Origin of the sequence: Paenibacillus germinis, assembly GCF_013141785.1 — a bacterium.
Classification (GTDB): Bacteria; Bacillota; Bacilli; order Paenibacillales; family NBRC-103111; genus Paenibacillus_E; species Paenibacillus_E phytorum.
This window is the reverse complement of record NZ_WHOC01000191.1, coordinates 25,372-47,088: the sequence shown is the minus strand read 5'-3', so window position 1 is coordinate 47,088 and position 21,717 is coordinate 25,372. Positions and strand designations below refer to the sequence as shown.

Annotated in this window: 13 protein-coding genes and 2 pseudogenes; 2 read left to right on the top strand and 13 right to left on the bottom strand. The window is 47.2% G+C overall.

Translation table 11 applies throughout. The features are described 5' to 3' along the window. Positions 1 to 49: 49 nt before the first annotated feature. From GC102_RS37335 to GC102_RS37320, 5 genes and pseudogenes are all read right to left on the bottom strand, one after another. On the bottom strand, positions 50 to 793 hold the full coding sequence (locus GC102_RS37335; RefSeq protein WP_171693998.1) for a LutC/YkgG family protein: 744 nt from the start codon (positions 791 to 793) through the stop codon (positions 50 to 52). Positions 794 to 812: 19 nt separating this feature from the next. After that, positions 813 to 1,597: pseudogene (locus tag GC102_RS39900) on the bottom strand (LUD domain-containing protein); the annotation flags it as partial. Beyond that, positions 1,598 to 2,056, bottom strand: a pseudogene (locus GC102_RS39895) (heterodisulfide reductase-related iron-sulfur binding cluster); the annotation flags it as partial. Between the two features lie 22 nt (positions 2,057 to 2,078). Further along, positions 2,079 to 3,041 (bottom strand): aldose epimerase family protein, encoded by a 963-nt coding sequence (locus GC102_RS37325; RefSeq protein WP_171693997.1) that lies wholly within the window; start codon positions 3,039 to 3,041, stop codon positions 2,079 to 2,081. After that, complete coding sequence (locus GC102_RS37320) at positions 3,038 to 6,376, bottom strand: DUF5107 domain-containing protein (RefSeq protein ID WP_171693996.1); 3,339 nt, start codon at positions 6,374 to 6,376, stop codon at positions 3,038 to 3,040. Before GC102_RS37320 ends, GC102_RS37325 begins: the two co-directional genes overlap by 4 nt. 108 nt (positions 6,377 to 6,484) lie before the next feature. On the opposite strand from GC102_RS37320, the gene GC102_RS37315 reads away from it, so the two are divergent. Next, the gene (locus tag GC102_RS37315) at positions 6,485 to 7,375 is read left to right on the top strand and encodes an AraC family transcriptional regulator (RefSeq protein WP_171693995.1); all 891 of its coding nucleotides are present in this window, start codon (positions 6,485 to 6,487) and stop codon (positions 7,373 to 7,375) included. Here GC102_RS37315 and GC102_RS37310 read toward each other — a convergent pair. The 7 genes from GC102_RS37310 to GC102_RS37280 form a co-directional block, all read right to left on the bottom strand. Beyond that, positions 7,344 to 9,434, bottom strand: coding sequence for a hypothetical protein (locus GC102_RS37310; RefSeq protein WP_171693994.1), 2,091 nt, complete (start codon positions 9,432 to 9,434; stop codon positions 7,344 to 7,346). The two genes, GC102_RS37315 and GC102_RS37310, sit on opposite strands and share 32 nt — an antisense overlap. A 393-nt stretch (positions 9,435 to 9,827) precedes the next feature. Further along, positions 9,828 to 11,759, bottom strand: a complete 1,932-nt coding sequence (locus GC102_RS37305) for a DUF8034 domain-containing protein (protein ID WP_171693993.1) — start codon at positions 11,757 to 11,759, stop codon at positions 9,828 to 9,830. 18 nt (positions 11,760 to 11,777) lie between these two features. Further along, positions 11,778 to 13,205: a hypothetical protein gene (locus GC102_RS37300; protein ID WP_171693992.1), complete on the bottom strand. Its 1,428-nt coding sequence runs from the start codon at positions 13,203 to 13,205 to the stop codon at positions 11,778 to 11,780. Between the two features lie 15 nt (positions 13,206 to 13,220). After that, positions 13,221 to 13,862 (bottom strand): hypothetical protein, encoded by a 642-nt coding sequence (locus GC102_RS37295; protein ID WP_171693991.1) that lies wholly within the window; start codon positions 13,860 to 13,862, stop codon positions 13,221 to 13,223. Beyond that, positions 13,862 to 14,980 (bottom strand): glycoside hydrolase family 88 protein, encoded by a 1,119-nt coding sequence (locus GC102_RS37290; RefSeq protein ID WP_171693990.1) that lies wholly within the window; start codon positions 14,978 to 14,980, stop codon positions 13,862 to 13,864. Before GC102_RS37290 ends, GC102_RS37295 begins: the two co-directional genes overlap by 1 nt. 24 nt (positions 14,981 to 15,004) lie before the next feature. Continuing rightward, positions 15,005 to 15,907: an aldo/keto reductase gene (locus GC102_RS37285; RefSeq protein ID WP_171693989.1), complete on the bottom strand. Its 903-nt coding sequence runs from the start codon at positions 15,905 to 15,907 to the stop codon at positions 15,005 to 15,007. A 34-nt stretch (positions 15,908 to 15,941) separates the two neighbouring features. After that, on the bottom strand, positions 15,942 to 16,925 hold the full coding sequence (locus tag GC102_RS37280) for a Gfo/Idh/MocA family protein (protein ID WP_171693988.1): 984 nt from the start codon (positions 16,923 to 16,925) through the stop codon (positions 15,942 to 15,944). 158 nt (positions 16,926 to 17,083) lie between these two features. Here GC102_RS37280 and GC102_RS37275 point away from each other — a divergent pair, with 158 nt between their 5' ends. After that, a complete protein-coding gene (locus GC102_RS37275) occupies positions 17,084 to 17,239 on the top strand; it encodes a hypothetical protein (protein ID WP_171643284.1) in 156 nt (51 codons plus the stop codon). On the opposite strand, the gene GC102_RS37270 is transcribed toward GC102_RS37275, so the two are convergent. Beyond that, a complete protein-coding gene (locus GC102_RS37270; protein ID WP_171693987.1) occupies positions 17,198 to 21,442 on the bottom strand; it encodes a right-handed parallel beta-helix repeat-containing protein in 4,245 nt (1,414 codons plus the stop codon). The two genes, GC102_RS37275 and GC102_RS37270, sit on opposite strands and share 42 nt — an antisense overlap. Between the last annotated feature and the right edge of the window lie 275 nt (positions 21,443 to 21,717).

Below are 21,717 nucleotides of genomic sequence, written 5' to 3'. Positions count from 1 at the left end.
AAGAAAATGACCGGTTCTGTCCCTAACGCATTGATTTTTATAAAGGCTTTTATTCAATTATAAGTGCATATACAATACCCGGACCATGAACTCCGATGGTTAAATCATTCTCAATATCAGCGGAACGACTGGGGCCAGAGATAAAATGAATACCTGAAGGCATGTCCGTCATTTCTAAATCATCGAAAGGCCGGAGCACTTCACCCAAACTTGTCTTTAGTCGCTCCACAGGTATGATAGCGATAAGCGTTGTGGGCAGCAAGCTGACACTTCTTCCCCTAGTCGGGGCTGAAGTAATAACAAGCGAACCTGTATAAGCAATTGCATACTCAGCGGCTATAACGCCAATGTCGGCTCCTGCGGCGATAGCGATGAGTTCATCTTTGCCGTCGCAATCAACTCCTTGCGCATTCCAAACCGCGATGTCAATTTCAGTAACTTTAAGTGCGGTTCCGAGGGATTCCAGTTCGGGTTGATCCTGGATGATCAAGTGCTTTGCTTGTGTCTCTTCAATGAAATGTTCAATAAATGCTTCGGCTTCAGCCATTCCTATCAATCGTTTGGCATGGCCACCAGTCTTATGCCAGTTCGACATAAATAATTGTATTCGTCCGTCAAGAGGCAGATCCACCAGATCCCAAAATTCAGGAGCCCCCTTCATGCTGTGTACCGGAGCTGTTTGCAAAGGCTTTGCTCTTCCGAGCCGTGCAGCAATATTTCCGAAAAATGATGTCTGGTCCTTGCGTGCTTCTACTTCTAGCTTCTGGAGAAAAGACATATCTGATTTAGCCATGATGATTTCCTCCTTCCTCTTAACGAGCGGCCACAAGCTTCTCCATTCGTGCATTCATCACCGAATCAAGCTCAGGCAATGCGCCTTCGAATCCTTGCTCAATATCTTTCCAAGATTCTCGGAACGTCTTCTTAGCTAGACTTGGTGCATAACGATACGAATTCCAACCTTTTAATGGGCCAACCCTGGCTTTAATACGTCCGTCACGGACTAACAATTTCTGCCCAATTCGCCCAAACTTGATTAATGCCTTAACTCGCTTGGCATCTGACATCAACAAGTTAAAGCCTTTCATTCCGGCTTTTTCCACGAGATCGGTCGCCCCGCTCTCCACTTTACGCTGACGCAAGTAAACCAGCATATCGTGCAGCGGAATCTTCACCGGACACGCCTCATAACAGGCCCCGCAAAGACTCGATGCACTTGCAATGTCATCCCATTGGTCGACATTTTTATTCAGTGCAGGTGTCAGTACAGCACCTATGGGTCCGCTATACACACCACCGTAAGCATGACCTCAAATATGACGATACACCGGACAAGCGTTAAGGCAGGCGCCCCGGTAGCGGAACGCGGAAGCAGGGTCGCCATCACTTCGAGATCGTCTAAGCTGGGAATGATCCGTTCCATACCCATAAATGTAATTTGTGTTTTCGGGATGGTGCTCACCATACGGGCATTCCCTTCATTTTCGAAAAGAACGATAGAGCCCGTCTCCGCAATGGCAAAGTTGCATCCCGTCATACCGATATCGGCTTCTAGAAATTTCTCCCGCAGCTTTCTGCGTACATAACCAGCCAAGATACCACGGTATGATAAATTTCCAGCAATGTTCATCAAGCATCCCATATCCAGACCCACCAGTACTTCTGCTTCCATCTCCAATACATGATCGGATTTCTCGGACACCATGGCACCGGAAATATCACACATTTTCACAGCAAACGTGCCCCCAAACCCGCAGCAATCCTCTGCATGCGGGAGTGGTACAAGATCCATGTCACGAACATACTGCATGAGAAGCTTTGGCTCCTCTTTTACGCCTAATAACCGACTACCGTGACAAGATGGGTGATAGGTAACTTTGTGAGGAAACATAGCTCCCAAGTCGGAAACACCCAGTACTTGAACGAGGAACTGCGTAAATTCGTACGTTTTCTCAACAAGACGGTTCGCCTTAGCTAAAATCACAGGATCATGATCAAAAAGCTTCGGATAATAATGATGGATCATACTCGTACATGAACCAGATGGCGATATGACAATGTGATGAATAATGAAACTTTCATGAGATCTTATCCCTTCTGTTAATCACATCACGCCATTCTCCTGCACCTATCGCAAGCTCTAAATGCCATTCAAAGGATGCTTTTGCCGGTATCATTTGTGCAGTCCCATTACCGACTGCCATTTCAAGTGAATCGTAATATCCTATACTCGGCTCCAATGCACAAGTAACCCGATCATTGAACATACCTTCGTCCATCCAAACACCTAAGTAGGGGACCTTGTTTTGTGGGACCGTAACAATCAAAAAGTTGCCGCTTTCTACACCGTATAACCCTGACCAACCTACCGGCACTTGACCACCGTAATAAAACTTTCTCGCATCCCCTGTAATCATTGGGGAAAGCAGCGATAAATCATCCCAGGCATACAATTCCCCATTCTTAAGGGTATGACCTTCGTACACACATAGCATCTCCTCCATAGATTCCGGAAGAAGAATACGTGTTGGTTCCGTGACAGTGAATTGTGGATGCGGCACCCACAAAAATGGTATCGGTTGGTCACTATCATTGTCAGCACGATAATCCAGCCGTACACGATCCGCAGAAGGGAATGAAATTCGTCTCGTGAACCGACATGGAAACTGCAGACTCTGGACCGAGCAAACTACCTCGTTCTCTTCGATCTTATACGCCCAAGGAAGCGCCCAAAGCTCACCATGGTCGGGTAGGTTAATGTCCTTATCCATTCCTGATTTACACGCATTAATCGTCGGAAAACATTCATCCCAACCGCTCATATCCCAATCTGTGAAGGTGGATCCGTGTATCGGCTTTTGTAAGGAACGGTGACCTGAATCCAGCATCCATTCCTTACCTGTTGGCTTATAAACGATAGAAACCAATTTCCCTCCGAGTTCCGGTACCATTTCAATGCTGATCTGTTTATTTTCGATTGTTATGGAAAAGAAGCTTTTATAGGTTCCCGTGGTTACGTGGACCATATTCTCTTTCTTCATAAGCACATGACACGATGAATGCGCGATCCAGAATGGTTAGGTTCCAGACGAAGCGCATTCTCAAATTGATCTTTCGCCAGCTCCAAATTACCTAGACCGAGATGCCCGAGTCCCATCATGTATCGGCAGTGAACTTCATTCCGCACGTTCAGATCGTCCTCGAAAACCAGGAAGTCCGGCAAGGAAACCGCGAAATAGTCGAACTTCACTTCGTCGAACAAGTGCTTCTCCGCGTAATCAATTAGCTTATTGAAGCGACGCTTCGCTTCCTTGTCATTGCCTAGTGCAAGCCAGGCCATCCCTTGATAGAAAATCATATCAGGCGGTTGATCGTTGTAATACATCGCGCTAGCCGGCTCCTCCAATCCTTGGGAAGCAATAAGGAAACATTCTTGTGCTTGTTCATCCTCCTGTAAGCCTTTATGAGCGAGTCCGAGATAGTAATAGACATTGTTCTCTTGCGCACCCGACAGCTTACCTTCTCCTAAACTTTCTGGATAGACAAGCGCTTGCCGTAATAGGGTGACTGCCTCTTCAAATCGTTCTTCGGCCAAAGCTCGCTTAGCCAGCTCGATATGGGCAAAAACATGCTGCCCCGTCACTTTGCCCTCCCCACCTTCCCAAGGGTGGAAATTGCGTGCATGCAGTGCTCGAGCTGCTTTCAAGTGATAACCTTGCGCATTCAGCAGGGTAATGTACTCCACGAAGAGATCGTCGCGCTTGTTAACCAAAGCTTGATGTTCCTCAAGCTTCCCGCAGCGAATCTCATCCTTATAACCAAGCTTTTTATACAATTGATCAAGCTCATAGAAGACGCGTGCATCATCCGGTCTGCAAGCAAAAGCATTCTCCATGGCAATAAGCGCTGATGCTGCATCTCTGCGTTTGTTGAAATATGCAAGAGACAGATTCCGATTTACCGTCGCGAAATCATCTCGTAAAGAACGCGAAGCTTCCCAGTGGATAATCGCAGCTTCGTGTCTTCGTTTGTCGTAATACCAATTCCCCAGGTAATAATGTGCTTTATCATCCTTAGAATCGGCCTTAATGACACTTGTCAGCACTTGCAAATCGAATAAATTATTGGGGAAACAATAATCAGATTTAGCTGCATTTCCTGCCTTTCTGTAGAGCTGAGCCAGTTCCAAATTTCCTGCATTCTCATGCAGATAGCCCAAGGTGTAATGGACCATCGGGTAGACTTCTGACGAATCGTGACCTTCCACGATGCGACTCAGCAATTCTATCGCTTCCTCGACTAACCCACAGTTGGCATAATCGGATGCCAGGTTCAAATAATTATGAGCGTCTCCGCGCATGAGTCGCACAAGCTCCGCTTTCGCTTCGCTAGCAGTTACTTGATCCCCTTGTGCTGCAAGCGTAAGGAATCGTTCGTTGGCAGAACCGAAATCAGCGATATCAAGCAGCAATGTCTCCTGCGAGTAGACTAATGCTTCCTGCAGCTGACCCAGCTTGCGAAGAAGCGCAGCTTTCAAGTGCCTTGCTTTGTAATTACGGGAATTGCGAACGAGAGAACGCTCTACCAGTTCCAACGCTTCTCCGCAAGCACCCTTCTCGCATGCAATTTGTGCCAACGTGAAGAAGCCAGCATCCTGCCAAGCCGCGGACCACGTCGATTTGTATAGCGCTGCGAAAGCCTCTTCCAGTTGTCCTTGCCCTTTAAGCGCAATCCCTAACTGATAGAGAGCTTCACTGTCATAAGGATTTGGATTCCGCCAAGTAAGTGACTTTATTGCCATACGGAAGTAACCTTCTGCCTCGGTAAATAACCCGCGGCGCAGCAAGAGTGTACCGTACGCCACGTTAATGCGGCTATCGCTTGGGTCTCGCTTTAATCCTTCCAGATAATAAGCTTCTGGCTCGAACGTTGCATGACGATACTGCTCTAGATGCAAACCAGCGAGGTACAGCTGCTCATTTGTCTTCAGCTCTTCAGGTGACTGCAGCTGCTTGGCTGCATCCGGCACCTGCTCGATCGATGGCTTCGCAGGCTGATAGGCAATGAGTAGGGTGCCATTTGCATCCCGAACTGTCAGCTTCAAGTCATGTGGTTGATCGTTATCATCAAGCGTAATCACAGACTTGAACGTTTTGGTTGGTGACAGCTCGATGACTTCCTTCACATACGTACGGCTGCGCCCTTTTAGCTCTACGACAGCGCTTTCGAACAAGGAGGTTGCATAAGCAAGTACGACAGCTTCACGCGTCTTCTCGTCAACTTCCAAGTTGACTGCAGCATCGATGGACGCATTTTTCACGACACCGATATTTTTGTAAGGCATGAAATATTGCTTGAATGATTTCTCTTCATACGGCTGCAGCCACGTGAAATCCGGTTGGTTGTCGGTGTAGACGCCGGTCATGAGCTCGATGTAAGGTCCGTCCTCATCCGTCAGGTTGCGATCCCATGCTTGCCCGAATTCACCGTTACCCCACGTCCATTGTTTCTTACCTGGTGAAACATGATGGTTCGCCACGTGCAACAAACCGGCTTGAACGCCATGATCATAGCCACCGACGAAATTATAGTCGGATTTATAAGCCATATATGAGGTAGGTACCGGAATATTCTTGTAGCGTGAAATATCAACGCCAGCGGAGTAGTCCATTTTGTAATACGTTCCCGTTGCGATTGGAAACCTGGATACATCACGTTTACCGTGGTCGAAAACAGCCGTTACATCTGGCGGAAATACGGATTGCGTATGATCGTTTACCGCAACAGCTGGGTTTGCCCACCACAGGAATGTTTGTGGTTCCGGTGTCCGATTATACAGCTGTGCGGAAATTTCCAAATAGGCTTTGCCCGGATATAGTGTAAAACCAGCTGTAACCTTCGTCCCATACATGCGGTCAATCTCACTCACCCATACGGTTGCACTTCCGTCTTCATTTTCGGTGAGCTTGTATTCAACAGGACCATACGTATTCGGACGGTGATGCTGAGGCCAGTTAAACTCGATACCGCCAGAGATCCAAGGACCAGCTAAGCCAACCAGTGCCGGTTTAATAACGCGATTGTAATAGACGAAATCGTAATCATTCGTTTTGTCTAACGCACGGTAAATACGTCCGCCTAGCTCAGGCATGATCTCGATGCGAACATATTCGTTTTCCAGAATCACCATCCGATAGGACTGCGGTTTCTTCTCATCTTCAATTTTATCGATAACCGGATGTGGATATACCTTACCGGAGCTTCCTTGATAGACACGCTTCTCTAGAAACATCGGATTGCGATCTGGCTCTCCGATGCCATACGTCGGAATCAAAGTCTCTTCTTCCCAAATGCGAACTTGCTGACTCACAATCATCACTCCCTTATCTTATTGTCTCTACTTTACCTTGAGAGAAGCCAATCGCCAATTGACAAAATGCTTAATGTAATGGATTATATTCTTATTCAGATGGGAGGCTCATAATTGGATAACACTAGAAAACCAGAAGGCTTTGAAGAAGAAAAATTATTTGTGCTGCCCGACTACATGCAGACAGAACTATCCCGCTCAGAGCTAACGCGTGATTTATTCATCAGCGATATTGGATTTTTCCCGCGTGCCCGTCATCATTACCGGGAACGGCCTGAAGGGAGCGACTCCCATATTTTCATTTTTTGCTCAGACGGAGAAGGCTGGATCGAGTTAGATCAGCATAAAACATTCCCTTTGACCCAGAATCATCTAGCTGTCATTCCTGCCAAAACGCCGCATCGATATGGAGCATCCTCAAATGCCCCATGGAGTATTTACTGGTTTCATCTTCGAGGCGACCACGTCGCTTCTTTTATTCGCATGTATGGCATGGATGCCGGCACACTTCATCTACCGATTGGCGCCATTAGCGAGTTCAATGATGTGTTTGATAGGTGCTATGCCCTTCTATCTGACAAAACCTATTCGTTGCCCATCCACACGCACGTATCGCAATCTATCCGGCAGTTGATTAGCGGCATTGGCATTAGCGCTGGAGGCACAGCAAAAGACAAAAAAAGAGAGCAGTATCTCGAACTCGCCATCCGGTACATGAGTGATCGTTTGGAGGATTCGATTAAGCTCCCTGAATTGGCCAAGCACACGGGCTTGTCGAAACAGCATCTCATTTTATTATTCAATGAAGAGACTGGATTCCCGCCGATTGAGTACTTCTTGCGTATGAAAATTCAGAGGGCTGCCCAAATGCTTAGTTTAACAGGTCTAACGATCAAAGAAGTTGCTGCATCCATCGGGATCACGGATCCTTATTACTTTTCAAGATTATTTAAAAAAATGACCGGTTCTGCCCCTAGTGCCTATCGGAATGTTCCGAAGGGGTAAGGTCTTTCTCCATTGAGAAATGAAGCGTTATTGCGTTCTTCGCATCCTTACGAATCCATTGTGCGAGACGATAGTTGCCATTTCGATTCGGCATCAACCCAGGAAGAAGCTCTAGTTCTACATCGTCTGATTTATCTTCAGGCTTAATCACATAACTAATATTGGAATAAGAGACAATAAGCTTATTCCCATCCCTTCGAATAACGCTCTCATCTGTTCCGTTTGATACAAGCACCGGAACCGTTACACCAATTGCGGATAATTCCGTCTCCTCTGCAACTTCCACCGACCAAGACGTCGTCACTCCCTCCTGTGCAATTTGATAGGATTCCGTGATCGCCGCTACACCCTCGATCCCTGGCCTTGGCAGCATATCAGCGACGCCTCGCTTATAGGCTGGATGAAGATCATCATCCGGTATTCGCAAATCCATATCATTTAAGAGCTGGAGTCCCGTTGAAACGTAATGGATTTGGAAAGTTAGCTCATCGTGAGCCACCTTTACATCGTCAAGATGAACTTGCCAATGCACCTTCTCAGGATTAGTTGGCACGCCTTCCTTATTCAACGAGGCAAATGTTTCATGCTTTCTTCTACCATAGCCCGCGAGCCTATGCCACACACCATGCCCATCCCTCCAAGTCAGACCGATAGCTGCTGACGTATGCGGACGTGGTATGATTTGTTTGGCCACAAAATAATTCAAATGAATATTGCCGCTGAGTCCAGGTATCCCCATCGACAGAGCCGTTTCCTCAGGATAATCGGCTTTATGCAGCCTCACCCAACCGGTTGCATCATGCCCCATTTGCGCAGCCGTATCAATCGCTACATGATAACCACCTTGCTGCGGGCCCGTTGTTGCATAGATCCGATGAAAGGATTCAATTGGTACCACATACCCGCCTATATCCGAAGGGACAGCCTTTTCAGGAATGCTTTCGTCCGCGGTTTCAAAGCATGAAGCAGCGATTTGAGCCGCATATAAACTGTACGTCGAATAATAAGCGTAAAATTCCCAACCATTTCGAAGCTCGCTATCGAATCGATTCTTCAACAATCGAAATTCTACTGGATCTTCGATCCAGCGCATAATCGATTGCAGCGCTTTGCGTGCAGCTCTCTTAAAGATGCACGCCCACTCGAGATCTCCTTCTCTCGCATAACGCGCAGCTTCGCGTTCACAGAGATTGGCAAAGGTCAATTCATTCCAAATAATTTGATTGCTTCGGCCTCCACAGCTCGTGCTCCCCGTAGTCGACTGCATAAACAGCATTGTTTGCGCGCCTTTGCGAAGCTGCAACTCAAGAAATCCCTTCCATTCACCGTTATATCCGGCATCAATTAATCCGCTAAGCTGTTGACGCGCCGCCAAATCATAGGCAGTAGGTAGATTCGGGTCGCGATATAGCCCTTCCCGCGTGAAACGCGTCATTTGCGGCTTCAAATATTTATCGATGAAAGCCATAGAGTTCGTGAACCCTTCTCTATGCCTCATCATTTCTCCATGCATGGCATAGGTAGCCCAGTTACGGATAGTACGAATATCAGGGAAATTCCGAACTGTTTGGCAATAGAATAACTCTGGCTCAACTTTGGACAAATTCATTTTCCAACCATCGCTCCGCTTCGAATCGACCTCTGGCGTCAGAAGTTGATAGGCCCGAACCAGCATGTATGTCGTGAAATCAGCGTGATCGTCAGGAACTCTATTCTCGCCTAAACAGGTGCAAGCCCAATCCATCGCAAGCAAAATCTGTTCTTCTAAATCCTTGCAGCGACCATTCGCTTTAAGAATCGCCCCAGCTTTGGCAAAAGAAGCGGTAGCATATTCATGCTCTTTCCCATCGCTAGGATCCAAGATCCCCCCGTTTTCACTTTGAAAGAGAACAAATTGACGGACTCGCGCTTCGGCAAAATCCAAATATATGTCACAAGATAACCCGGTTTCTTCAAAATTATCTTGTTTACTTTCTTGTTTAAACCTATCGATGTAGGGTTGAATAGGATTGGATCCCGTTAAACTTTCTAGATAATCCATTTCATCTGTGGAAAACATGCTGCACCTCCGAAAATAGATGAACCTGGACTGAAGTCTGATGAGTCCAGTCCAGGTTCATCTTTTATTGAATAGTTACATCATCAAATAAGCTGTGTTCGTATTCCCTGACCATAGATCCCCAATTTGAATCCTGTTAAAGCTAGTCAAACCTGTCGGTGATGCAAAAAGTGTACCGTCAATGTACAGATCCACTTTCGTGCCTGACGTATAATACCACTTGAATTCATGCCAACCGGCCGTACGTGTGACAGAAGTTGCAGTATGCGTCCCGCCTAAGCGAATGCAATACTACGTCGTTGAGGTCGGTGTATTCACCTCAATCCCACGGTTCGCAACGCCATCATCCACAAAACCCGCTACTTGCATATTCTTTTTTCCAGACTTCCATTACTAAAGCTTTCTACCTTCGAGCAAAACATTCTTTTCACGATCTGACCAAGGCATATCATAGGAAGGTGTATTCACAAACCGATCCATGCTTAATCGCAGTGTCACTCCAGTGCCTGCCGGAAGATCGACTAATAGCCATTGTGCGTTAACGGAAGTCGTTTCTATGATAGCCCCTTCCTCGTTCAACACATGGGCTTCTTTAAATTGATGTTCCCCAAAGGTACCTGCCTGAATGATCGTCGAACGCATATCAAACAAACTTATATTCACAAGCTCTAGGATGACAGAGTCAGCTGTGAGTTCCTTTACCAGAGCAGCAACCGACTTCGGAAGTCCCGGCCTTTTCGCTTCTGCATCATAATAACGAACCCTCGCATGCTGGAATCCCCCATGAGAAATATGCATCGGACCGCCTAAGGTCAACTGGATAAGACTTTCCATGTAAACCGGGCACATTTCCTGCCATGCGTGGATACTTGAGAAATCATCTTCACTATATTGATTCGTCCAGTTCAGAGGATCTCCCGCTTCAGAACGCATTTTCGTAAGCTGTTGTTCAACCAGTCTGATATTCGCGTCCAAGATCTGTTGCGGATACCCAGGATTCAACCCTCTGATATATTGGAACCACGGCTGCGTATTGCCAATGTAATGCTTGGTATTTCTTCCTGTCTTCTTATCGGTACCGGAGAGCTTCGGAACGATCACCTCATTCCAGTCATGATCTCTTGGGATACGCTCAATCCGTTCCAAATCTTCATCCGCCATCGACATGATCCACAAATACACAGGATATTTCGGCGAAGCTTCGCGATAATCGGTCCACCCAGTATCAAAATGTTTATTCGGAACAACCCACATGCCATCCTGCTCCTTGCGCAGCGCCCAGTTGGCATCCAACTGTTTACGGGCTAAATCGAGCTTGCTCATATCCCCTGTGAGAAGCACAGCGTTCATGCAGGCGTTCGTTAGCGGCTCGATGATCGTCATGAACCCGTGCGGCCAACGCCAACCGTAATAACCGCCCCACCATTTGCCGTCATTGTATTGTCCGATTTCGCCGGATAGTCCTACATTATCCGGTATGATCCCGCCATTTTGCTGCGTTCTCTTCTCCCAAACTGATAAATAATCCAGCACCCAGCTGCGATATTTCTCTTCGCCGGTGTGTAGAAAAGCGTTGGCCACAAGACCCGTCGCATTGAGATTAAGCGGCACATCCCCACGGGTCATGCGTTCATTCATCATTCGTATAATGTCCGCATACACCGCATCGTTCGACCATTGACATTTGCCGCTTGCAAAATCCACACCAGGGATATCCTCATAAGGCGCCAAGTAATCATCCAAAATACCCCTATGAGTACTCCAATCCTCTGCTGTCAGCTCAAACTGCGGTCCCCTGCTGCCTGTAATCGGCGAGCGGATCAGCTTGTGCTCAGTATCATAATTAAGAGCCTCTTGATCCTCCCCTGTGTACATGCCTGCAAATCGAACGGCGCGCTGACGATCCTTTAAGGTTACAGGGCCTGCAAGCCCGAGGAAATAAACATATAAATACCCTTCCCCGTGATGCATCCAATCGTAGTAGCTATCAAACTCCCGATGAATTTGGCCATATTCCGTCCACTGCCAAGTAATGCCTTCCCAAATTTTCCGTGCCAGCTCATGCAGCTTGCTGCTTCCGCCAAGCATGTATAAAAGCGCCAGATTCATAAAGCCTTCATAGGGGTCGTCCGACCCATCCATGCCCGGCCAATCCTGACGCCATATCAAGGTTCCGTCTGCTCGCGTATAGCGCGCGACAAATTCTATTGCTGCCTTATCCAATTGATCGATTAGCAGGCGCTCCGTTAATGCCCACTGCGGCGGAACCACTTGCCGGCTAGCCGTCATTCGCGGAATCGATTGCCGGATTTCAACATCACTCATAGATAAACACTCCTCCATTCATTCCCACAAGCCTAAATAAGGTACCGCGGCGATGCTGCTGACTTCAATTTCTTGAGCAGCTGTACGGTCCGCTTTTAAATAAATGCCTTCATCTGTTTTCACAAATATGGGCTGATTCGGGAACAAGAAGTGACTCGGAAGCGCACGTTCTCCACCGACCCAACCCGTATCACGGCCAAAAACGGCCTCGTCCTTACGGCCAATAAGCTTATGGACATCCTGCCAATAATAATCGTTGATTGCCCAGTGTTCGCCATCCTCCACCCACATGCATTGCTCGCCAAGCAGAACGGACATCCCGTGATAAGGCTTCCTGAGTTGATCGGCCATATGCTCTACAAGACCATGACGATGCAGCAGATAATAAAAATCATGTGCGTGCCAAGCTGAGCTCGGCGCTATATCTGCTTCATTGTGCCAACCAGTTGCCGAAGCGAAATAACCTCTGGGCGTTTGATAATGGGCATAGGTTTCATCGCATTCCTTTAGAATAAGAGTCAACTCTTCTTCCTGCTGGTGCTCTACATAGCGCGCAATACCATAAAGTGTCATCCCCATTCCCGCGATCAGCATAGGACCGTTCATCTTTCTCCACTCGGTTCCGCTGCGCAGCCACATGCGATGTAATCGTTTCTGTCCCCTATGATCGTTCCAAGCGCAACGAGCCACGTGACGGCATAGCGCACCGGCGTGATTCAAATATTTGGGATCTCCGAACATTTCGTAAGCCAGCACCAACGGGGCTATCATCAAGCCATAATATTCGGCAGGCTCAACAATCGTGGAATCCCCCAAATATCGGTAAGTGGCTTCACAGTCCTGATCGGGAATTCCGCTTACATGGAAATGTTCAATCATAAAATTCAGATCGGTTTGAATGTCTCCGGACCAAGGGGAGTCAGGAAATGCCGATTGAAAAAGCAGTTTCCCCCATAGACGACAGTACTCCTGGTTGCTGATATTCCTTGTTTTTTTGAATGGATAAATCGCATCGCAAGCATTCATATTGCGCAGGATAGCCGTCCGGATACTTGTCAATGCCTCCACAGGAAGCCATGAGCTTCCATATATCGCCGTTAGCCCCAGAGCCACGTTAGGCATCATATTATGAATTAAACCCTGATTCAGCATCTCGCCAACCTGAAAACCAATGTGCTTGTATTGTCCGTCTTCCTGGAACCGGCTCGTTTGAAAACGAATCATTTGCAGCACTTGGTCTTTCAGCTCCGAATCCCCCTGCTCCGCTGCAATACGGCTGAGAGCAGCCATCATAGGACTGGCCCAGGTGCTGTGTCCGCTAGTGAAGTCGGCCCACCGGTACGGATTGGACCCCCACACTGAATGATTATGAAAGCCGTAAATGGCTCCGTCCTCTTGCAACCAGGACATCAGCCAATTTCCGATTGCGCTTATATCCGGTTTCATTGAACATTTCCTCCTTTAAAATCCATATATGAATGCTGCCGGCTGCCAGTATTCTTGACCATCTGCCGCATCTCCCCATGGGACAAAATGAGGCTGCATGACCGCATGCCAATCCTTAGGCGAGTTATTCGTCGAAAGCACTCCCTTTCTCTTGCTTTCGCTCAAGCTTGAAGGCAGTTCATAGTAAGAAAAAAGCAACGGACCATGCGCGCCGATGATATACGTTTTATTGAAGCTATCTGGCGTCTCTTCCTGCTTTTGATAATGATAGAATATATAACTTGCCGCCATATCCGGTTTCAGCTTTGCAAAGGAGCCAATTCTCTTTTCCACATCACTCGCTCCTCGCCAGGACGCAGGATCAGCCGGCACTCCGTCATGGAAAATGTCAATCATCGGTACAGAAAGGCGAGCTTCGCCTTCCCCCGGCCATTCCTCCAGCCAGATCCGGTAGGCATCCGGCCAATCCCACTCATACTCGTTGTCCAACAATTCCAAATATACGCCTGCATGGCATCCGATGATGAAAAGTGAAAAGGTCAGTACTCCCTTTGATTCCAGCTGATTCCTGAATGACTCCCCGTCACGTTCAATAGCAGAACGAAACCCGTCCGATGCATCCTTTCGTAATTGCGCGTAAAACAGGTTTCTTTTCATTACCAAAACAACTCCGTACGCCCTCTAAGCTTCGCAAGAGCTTCAGCAAAGAAGAAGTCTCCATAAATGATCGGCACATTGACAAAGGTTCTCTTCGGAAAATTAGCCGTAGCCATGGTCAAAATGCCCTCTTCCTCTTCATCCCATGTGGCATATCGCTCAATTAGCATGAATAAAATACGCTTCGCTGCTTCTGTATATACCTGCGCTTCGTGCTCTGGGACCAATCGGCTGATCTCTAACAGTCCGCTTGCCGCACAGGCAGCCGCTGACGTATCATAGGCCGTTTCTTCCTCTCGCGGAGCGCGAAAATCCCAATATGGCGCAAGATTTGCGTCCATATTCGCGATAAAGAAATGAGCTGCGCGTTTCGCCGCATCCAAGTATCTGGCATGCCCGGTATACCGGCAGCTAAGCGCCATCCCGTACAAAGCCCACGCTGTACCACGTGACCAAGCCGAATCGGGCGAGTAGCCTTGCCCGCCTCTTGCCTCGATCCTCTCCCCGGTCTCGGGATCAAAGCATACAATATGGTGAGAAGAACCGTCCGGGCGAATAAATTCGCGCAATACCGTATCCGCATGTGAAACCGCGATATGACGGAAGCGTGGATCGCCTGCTGTTTCACTTGCCCAGTAGAGCAGCGGCAGGTTGAGGAGGCAATCGATGATCGCCCAGCCTTGCTGATTCTCGCCATTCCACGCCCTTATAAACTGTCCCTTGACATTGTATCGTGAGGCAAGGTGGCTGGCCGCCATCAGCCCTCGTTGTCGTGACCGATCCGTACCCATAAGCTTGTATTGAGCTACTGAAGCCAAGCTCCACATGAAGCCCACATCATGATGGAGCTTCTCGTAACCTAACAAGGGTTCGTCCATTTGCTCTTCACAGGATACAGCGATGTCCAGCAAGTGCTTGTTCCCATTTTCCCGATAGATCAGCCAAAGCAGCCCTGGCCAGAATCCCGCTGTCCACCATTCCGCCGGTTCCGCGTTGTACTTGCCATCCAAAGATACATAAGGGAAAGTTGCGCCAATCCTCTTGCTCGTTCTCTCAACTTTGGCAACAATCTTATCCCAAACTTCCTCTACCCATGGTTCTCTTACTCCCGTGTTCATATCTAAATCCTCCCTTTCATCCTGTTAAAACAATCGTTGCCCAGGGAACAAAGTATACAACTTCTCCAATTCATGAGCCGGCAATCCAACCCCATCGCAATAACTCGCATTTAAGCGCAAAGAACGAATGGAAGTCGTTCCCATCAAAGTAACCGCAATGTCGGGACATGCTAGGCTGAAACGAAGCGCCGGCTCCACTAAGCCTTTCGGATCGCTTTTTCGCAAAAATTGCAGCTGCGCCATTCTCCGGTTCGCTTCTTCCAGCAACGCCGCATTATGCTGTAAGAAAGGGGCCGGCTGATCTGCCAATATGCCCATCGCCAGAGGGCTGCCATGGATGACGCCAATATTCTTTTCCTTGGCGAGCGGCAGCAGCTCGTCCTTGGCCGTATAATCAACCAGCGTATATTTGGCGTAAGTCTGAATGGTATCTACCAAATCCTCCTTGAGAAAAGGCATCAGTAGTTCAAGCTTGCCCGCATTCACGCCTATCGCTCTTACTTTCCCTTGTTCCTTTAGTTTAAGAAAGGCAGGCAGTGTCTCATTCACCGCCTGTTCATACGTCGTTTGCTCTAACTCGTGCAATTGAATCAGATCAATATAGTCCGTTTGCAGTCTACTCAAGCTATCTTCCACTGACTTTATCGTATTTTCATAAGAGTAGGGGTCCCCCCGCATCACTGCCTTCGTCGCCAAAATCACTTGATCCCGTTTGCCCTTGAGCGCCTGACCAATTCTTCGCTCACTTTCCCCTCGGCCATATAAAGGCGCCGTATCGATGAAATTGATACCGGCATCCAAGGCTCCATCTATCACACGAGTCACGTCTTCATCGGTCGTCGCACCGAAATCGCCGCCGAGCGGGGCGCCGCCCAAACCGATCTTCGACACCTTGAACCCTGTTTTCCCCAAAATCGCGTATTCCATCGTTTCTCCCGCCTCTTTTTGTAAAATGTAACGCTTAAATGTCAACCGGCTTCCCGGTTTTCACAGATTCCAAGGCCGCTTGAATCATCCGAATCACCGGCTGGAAAGCAAAGATATTCAAACTGGACTTTCGTCCATTCTGAAAGGCGTCTATATATTCGTTAACGATACCTGCACGCAATTCAAAGCCATCCGATTCGCAAGGTGAAAGAACTTCCTCCTGCCCCTCACGATTGATGAATTTTAATGTGTCGTCACAAAGCTGCAGCGTCCCTTCCGAGCCATCGATTTGAAACTCTCCGAGCCACGAAGTAACCGCGCCGCCGCCATGAGCGGCCCACGAAGCATAATAGTTGAGCTGCAGCCCCTCTTGGCCTTGTGCAATCAGCGATACCACCGAAGGGGATTGCTCCATTGACCAGGAAGGCAGCACCGAGGTCGCATATACCTGATTGAAGCGTTCGGCTCCGAGCAAGTAATGAAGAACACCGAGATGATGATAAGTTAAATCCTCCAGCATGACATGCTCGTATGCGTTCATCCATGACGCCTGGATGTTAGGCCGCTGACATCTCCATGCGATCTGCTCAAGCTTGCCGAGCCGCCCGCTTTGAATGACCAGCTTGGCTTTCTCTACAATCTTATCGAATCTATAAGACTCTCCAATCGAAACCTGTCTGCCGGTCGATCGGCAGAGAGCCGACAGTGTCGCCCCGTCTTCCCAGGAACGAGGTCTGAATTTTTCAAGAAACACATCGTAACCGCATTCCAGAACCGTTCTAATCGTATCCGGACACGTTTTTTCGTGTGGCGGAGTCACCATGGTCACAAGATCAGGACGAAGTAATTGCAATGTACTCGGGATATCCTCAAACTGCGGTATATTGGTAAAATGAGCACCCGCCTCTTGATAAATATCAACTACACCTATAATCTGCACATCAGGGCAAGAAACCCAGTGCGAAAGCCAATGATCCTGCAAGCCGATGCCAAACACTCGGAGTGGTCGATTTCCCATACGGTATCTAACCCCCTTTCACTTCATACTGCTACTGCTCTTGCATTATTATCCCGTTAAATCAACACATTTTACTACTGTAATAAACGGAAAACACTATACTTTTCCTCCATACAATGAGGAAAAGACTGTGTTTTTACGTGGAGGCACCACGAATAATGAAAACGCCAGATACAAGTCGAATGACTCGTATCTGGCAGCAGCATTTTCTTGCTTATTTATTGAATACTGACATCATCGAAGTATGCCGCGGGTTCTCATCTATTTCTGCTCTACTTGCTGATCTGATTCATAAGGTAGGCGATATCGCTTAACAGCAAATCCGCAAATTCCGCGTTGATCTTTTTGCCGGATTGCGCTTGCACCTCATGTTCCAGGGCGTTCAATTCATTCAATACTTTCGTGCTGTCGCTTTGCTGGTTTTGGACTGCATCAACTTTTGCAAGCAGACTGTTCAATATGCCATGATTCGTTATCCATCCTTGGCTGCTGGCTGCTTGAAGTACTTCGTCCAGGTGATGGATATCCATCGTCACCTTCAGCACGTATTGCTGTACCGTGATGTTGCCGGCATTGTCTTTGGCGGTAACGATAATCGGATGATCTCCGATGGCTAACGATAATGGCGCCGCGGCAATGGGCTGATTCACGACTGCACCATCCAGCTTCACTTCCGTTCCGGCGACGCCGCTTAAGGCATCATTGATCACAAACGGAATGTTCACTGCATCCGAATGGTACACGATAATCGTCTCTGCGGATTGATACACGGATGTCGTTACCGTTGTTTGAACGACGGGAGACGTCAGATCGATTCTCACCGTTGTCTGTTTGACAGCTTCCTGACCTCCTGACGAATTGATACTGTAATACTTAATGATATGGATGCCTTCCTGATCGACGGTAACCGTATTGCCTTCTACAAACTCGCTATCGTCCACGCTGTAGAACGTGCGCATATTGCTGTTCAACCCATTCGTTACAGTCAAATGAACAGTCTGCGAAGTGTTCTGCCAAGCCGGATTCGCATCATCCGTCGTAAGTGGTATAAGACTCGTTATATCTGTAATAAAAACATTATCAAAATTACCTGTACTTTTTACACTATTTGCAAAGAAATCTCCCAGTGCAATCGTATTAAAAGAAGTAATGGTGCTGGAAGCCGCTACCCATGTATTATCGATGTATATATCCACATGGGTATTGGATGAATAATCAAACGCCAGCGTATGCCAGCCTTTTGTACGATGAACACTGGATGTTGCCCATGTTCCTGTACCTAGCGTATACGAGTAATACTGTACTGAATTGTCTGTATTTACTCCCATACCATACATTTTGCTTAGCGTCGATAAATTTGCAGTTCCACTATTATCCACATGTGCGATGATGTTGTTGGATTCAGACAAGTTGTCATAGAAATCTACACTGGCAACTTTGTTCAACGCACCAAATGTTTTGTAGATTGCACTCTGATCAGCACTTCCATCCAGTTGAAAGCTGCGTGTGCCTTCCTTATAAATGGTTCCGTCCAGTTGCGTCGGGTTACCAAGTCCCCATGTCCAGTTGAGCGGGTTCCATGTTGGATCTTCAAAACCATCCTTATAAATGTAGGGTGCCGGATAAGCAGGGGTTGTACTCTCTGCCAAACCAAACTCATCCACATAACCGGTCAATCCGCCACCACCTGCTTTTTTTGCGTAGATGGTCACACTGGTATCGCTTGGTCCTGTAGTAAAGGAAAAGTTGCTAGGACGGCTTGTTACACCCTTAGTAAAGGTAGTAGTAGTAATCTTATTTGACACTGTACCATTGACAAGCCCGCTAGCTCCTAGCTCAATGTAATCTGTAGCTGGATCAACTGTAGAATCAAACAATGTAAAATCAGCAAAATAGCAATTCAGAGGAACCGTTGTATTCGTATTAGAAAAAACTAAATAAACGTCTTGAGTCCCTGATACGGCTGATAATGGTATGGCATTTCTATAATACCATTGGCCTTTTTGTCCCGCTGTGTCATCGGAAAGAGGATCCGTCGCAACTAGAGTACCCCCGTTCATGGGGTCACCAATGTACATCTCAATCTTGCCGGTACCGGAAGCAGCAACTGTAGCAAAATATACTTTGTCGTACAATCCTGCCCCGAAATCAACACCTGTAAATTTTAGGGTAGTTTTCGTTCCCGGAATCATGTAACCAGCCATTGAGCGATAATTAACAGGAGTAACAGGATCACTTCCAGCGGCCATGGTGGTTGCTGCAACTCGTTGTCCCAGTACCTTACCCCAAACACTTACATTGTAGGTGGTGTTTGGTTTCAAACCTGTAACTGTCTGAGAAATCCCATCGCCTTCATTCAAGGCAACACCATATACGCCGTCTCTTATCAAACCGCTGGCTCTGAAATCCCATCCATTATGTACTACGATTTCTGGCGTATTCGTAGTAGTCCAACCGGTCAGATCACCTGTAGGAAAACCGGCATTTTTCAGCAACTGCTTATAAGGAATATCGTTTAGCTTGAAAGTCGGGTTGATGTTTGCTGCATTGTCAAAATTGTGTCCCGCTTTCCATGGCACGCCGGGTTGAACCGCACCCCTTACAGGTGCAGCGGAAGTAAATCCGTCGGTAACACCGGGAATCACGACACTTCGTTGACTGTCTGGGTTTTTAAGTGCAAAATTTTTGTTGACTGGGTCTACAAACATATTCTGAATATTGGCGTCTGTATCTAAGGTATTGAGTACTTCATATGCACCGTTTGGAGCTGCAGTTTGAAACCCAGTATTTTTCATGATATTGCCCATAAGAACGGTTCCATAAGCACCGATTCCATCGGCGGCAGCATCACCCCAATGTCCAAAAGCCTTATCAGTAGTGTTGTATACTGTATTATTTAACAAAATCATCCGTTCATTGGCTGTGTTAATTAGCATACCTACCTTAACATTCCAGACAATGTTGTTATAAACCGCGGCATCGAAACTCAAGTTATCAAAATAAATTCCTTCACCCGACAGAGTATCATGCACGGTATTGTGGTGAATCTCTGAACTGCCAAAATCGCTGTTCACAACATAAAGAATACCACCGTCATAGGAAATCTTCATAACGTCATAGATGTCGTTATACGCAATGACTGTGCTTGTGAAACTGCCACCAATGGCAGCACGACCTCCCAAATGTATACTATTGTGGCTAATCAGATGATTGTACCCATTAACATTGATCCCATCGGCATAGAGACCATAACGGTTAAAATCGTGAATGTCATTGTTAATCACATTGTTGTCGTGGCCTTTGACAATGATTCCATAGCCAAACATATTTTTTACTTCACAATCACGAATCGTGTTGTGGTCACCATCCAATACAAAACCAGATACAAATCCCGACAACGGTGTATCAACAGCAAAAGGCTTGTTGTAGGAATCCACCATTTCAACGGTAGCACCTTTGAACATGTTGTTACTGGAATTTGCAAAGTTGACACCAGCAGCCCGTACATTAATTCCGCTGATGGTAATTCCTGTACGACCGGCTAAGTCAAAAGTAAACTCTCGTTTCTTGGCCTCAATCTTACCGGTATTTGGATCTGCTCCATCGGGAACAGCAACATACAATTTTTGATTCGCAACGTCCTTATACCATGCGGCTACTCCCGGTACGCCAGCTACGCCAGTAATCGGATTTGCCACATCATAAAGCAGCGCCTGATAGGAATTTGTGAGGTATAGACCAAACCCGGGAGATGCAGATTTGGGAAGGTAACCGGAAGTATAAGGCCACTCAAAACTCAAAGTAGTGCTACTGCCTGTAACCTTTCCAGTATAGATGACGAACCCATTGGCTGCTGATGCAACAATCAGAGCATCTTTCCAAGCATCTGTTGTAGTATTAGGCAATGGATTTGCAGCGGCAAGGGCGATATTGCTCATCTGCAGATTGGCTCCCCCGTTACTTATCGTACCGTTAATAGCCGCTGTCGATGAAAATTTGCCATACTTTGCCTTGTTAAACATCATACTGTCAGGGATATTGGGCCATCTAGCTTGACTTAGCGATGTATTATTTCCCGCAGCATCCGTGTAATAGACAATGTTGCCATAACCGTTCTGGTAATCCCACAGCATAGGTGCCGAATAGATACCAGCATCTGCTGTGGGCGTCCAACCAGTGACCAAATCACCTCCGGACACGGTTACGTTGTCACCATTGTAGTTCTGAAACGTCACCCCATTACTTTTTGGTGTGACTGTTTCACGGTAAACACCGGCCATAATTTTGACTTTGTCGCCAGAAGCCGCAATATCGGCAGCTTTTTGGATCGTCTTAAAAGCTGTCGATGCGGACTGACCATTGTTAGCGTCGTTACCATTCGTGCCATCAACGTAGAAGTTTGTTGCCGTCGATGCAAACGCTTTGGCCGGTATCGATAAAACTGGTGAACAAATCATTAGCAACGCTAACACCAAGGCCATCCATTTGTAAGTCTTAGTTACACTTGCTTGAAGCATTCTCATTACCTCCTATGTATAATTCATCCTTCTGACGATCGTGCTCTAGCTTCTTTTTTGGAAATCAGTCAGTTGAAAGCGTTACCAATAATTAAAAAAATATAATCAGAGTTTGCTGACAGATTCTTGTCTCCAAAGCTTAGTATTCTTGATGCTGTATGCGATAGGCTGCCCGCAGGCAGCAACTGCAGCCTCACGGGCAAACCTGAACTGCCGGAGTAACTATCCCCGTTGATTCGTGATCTTAAACCGGAATTGACTTTCCATACTTGCGC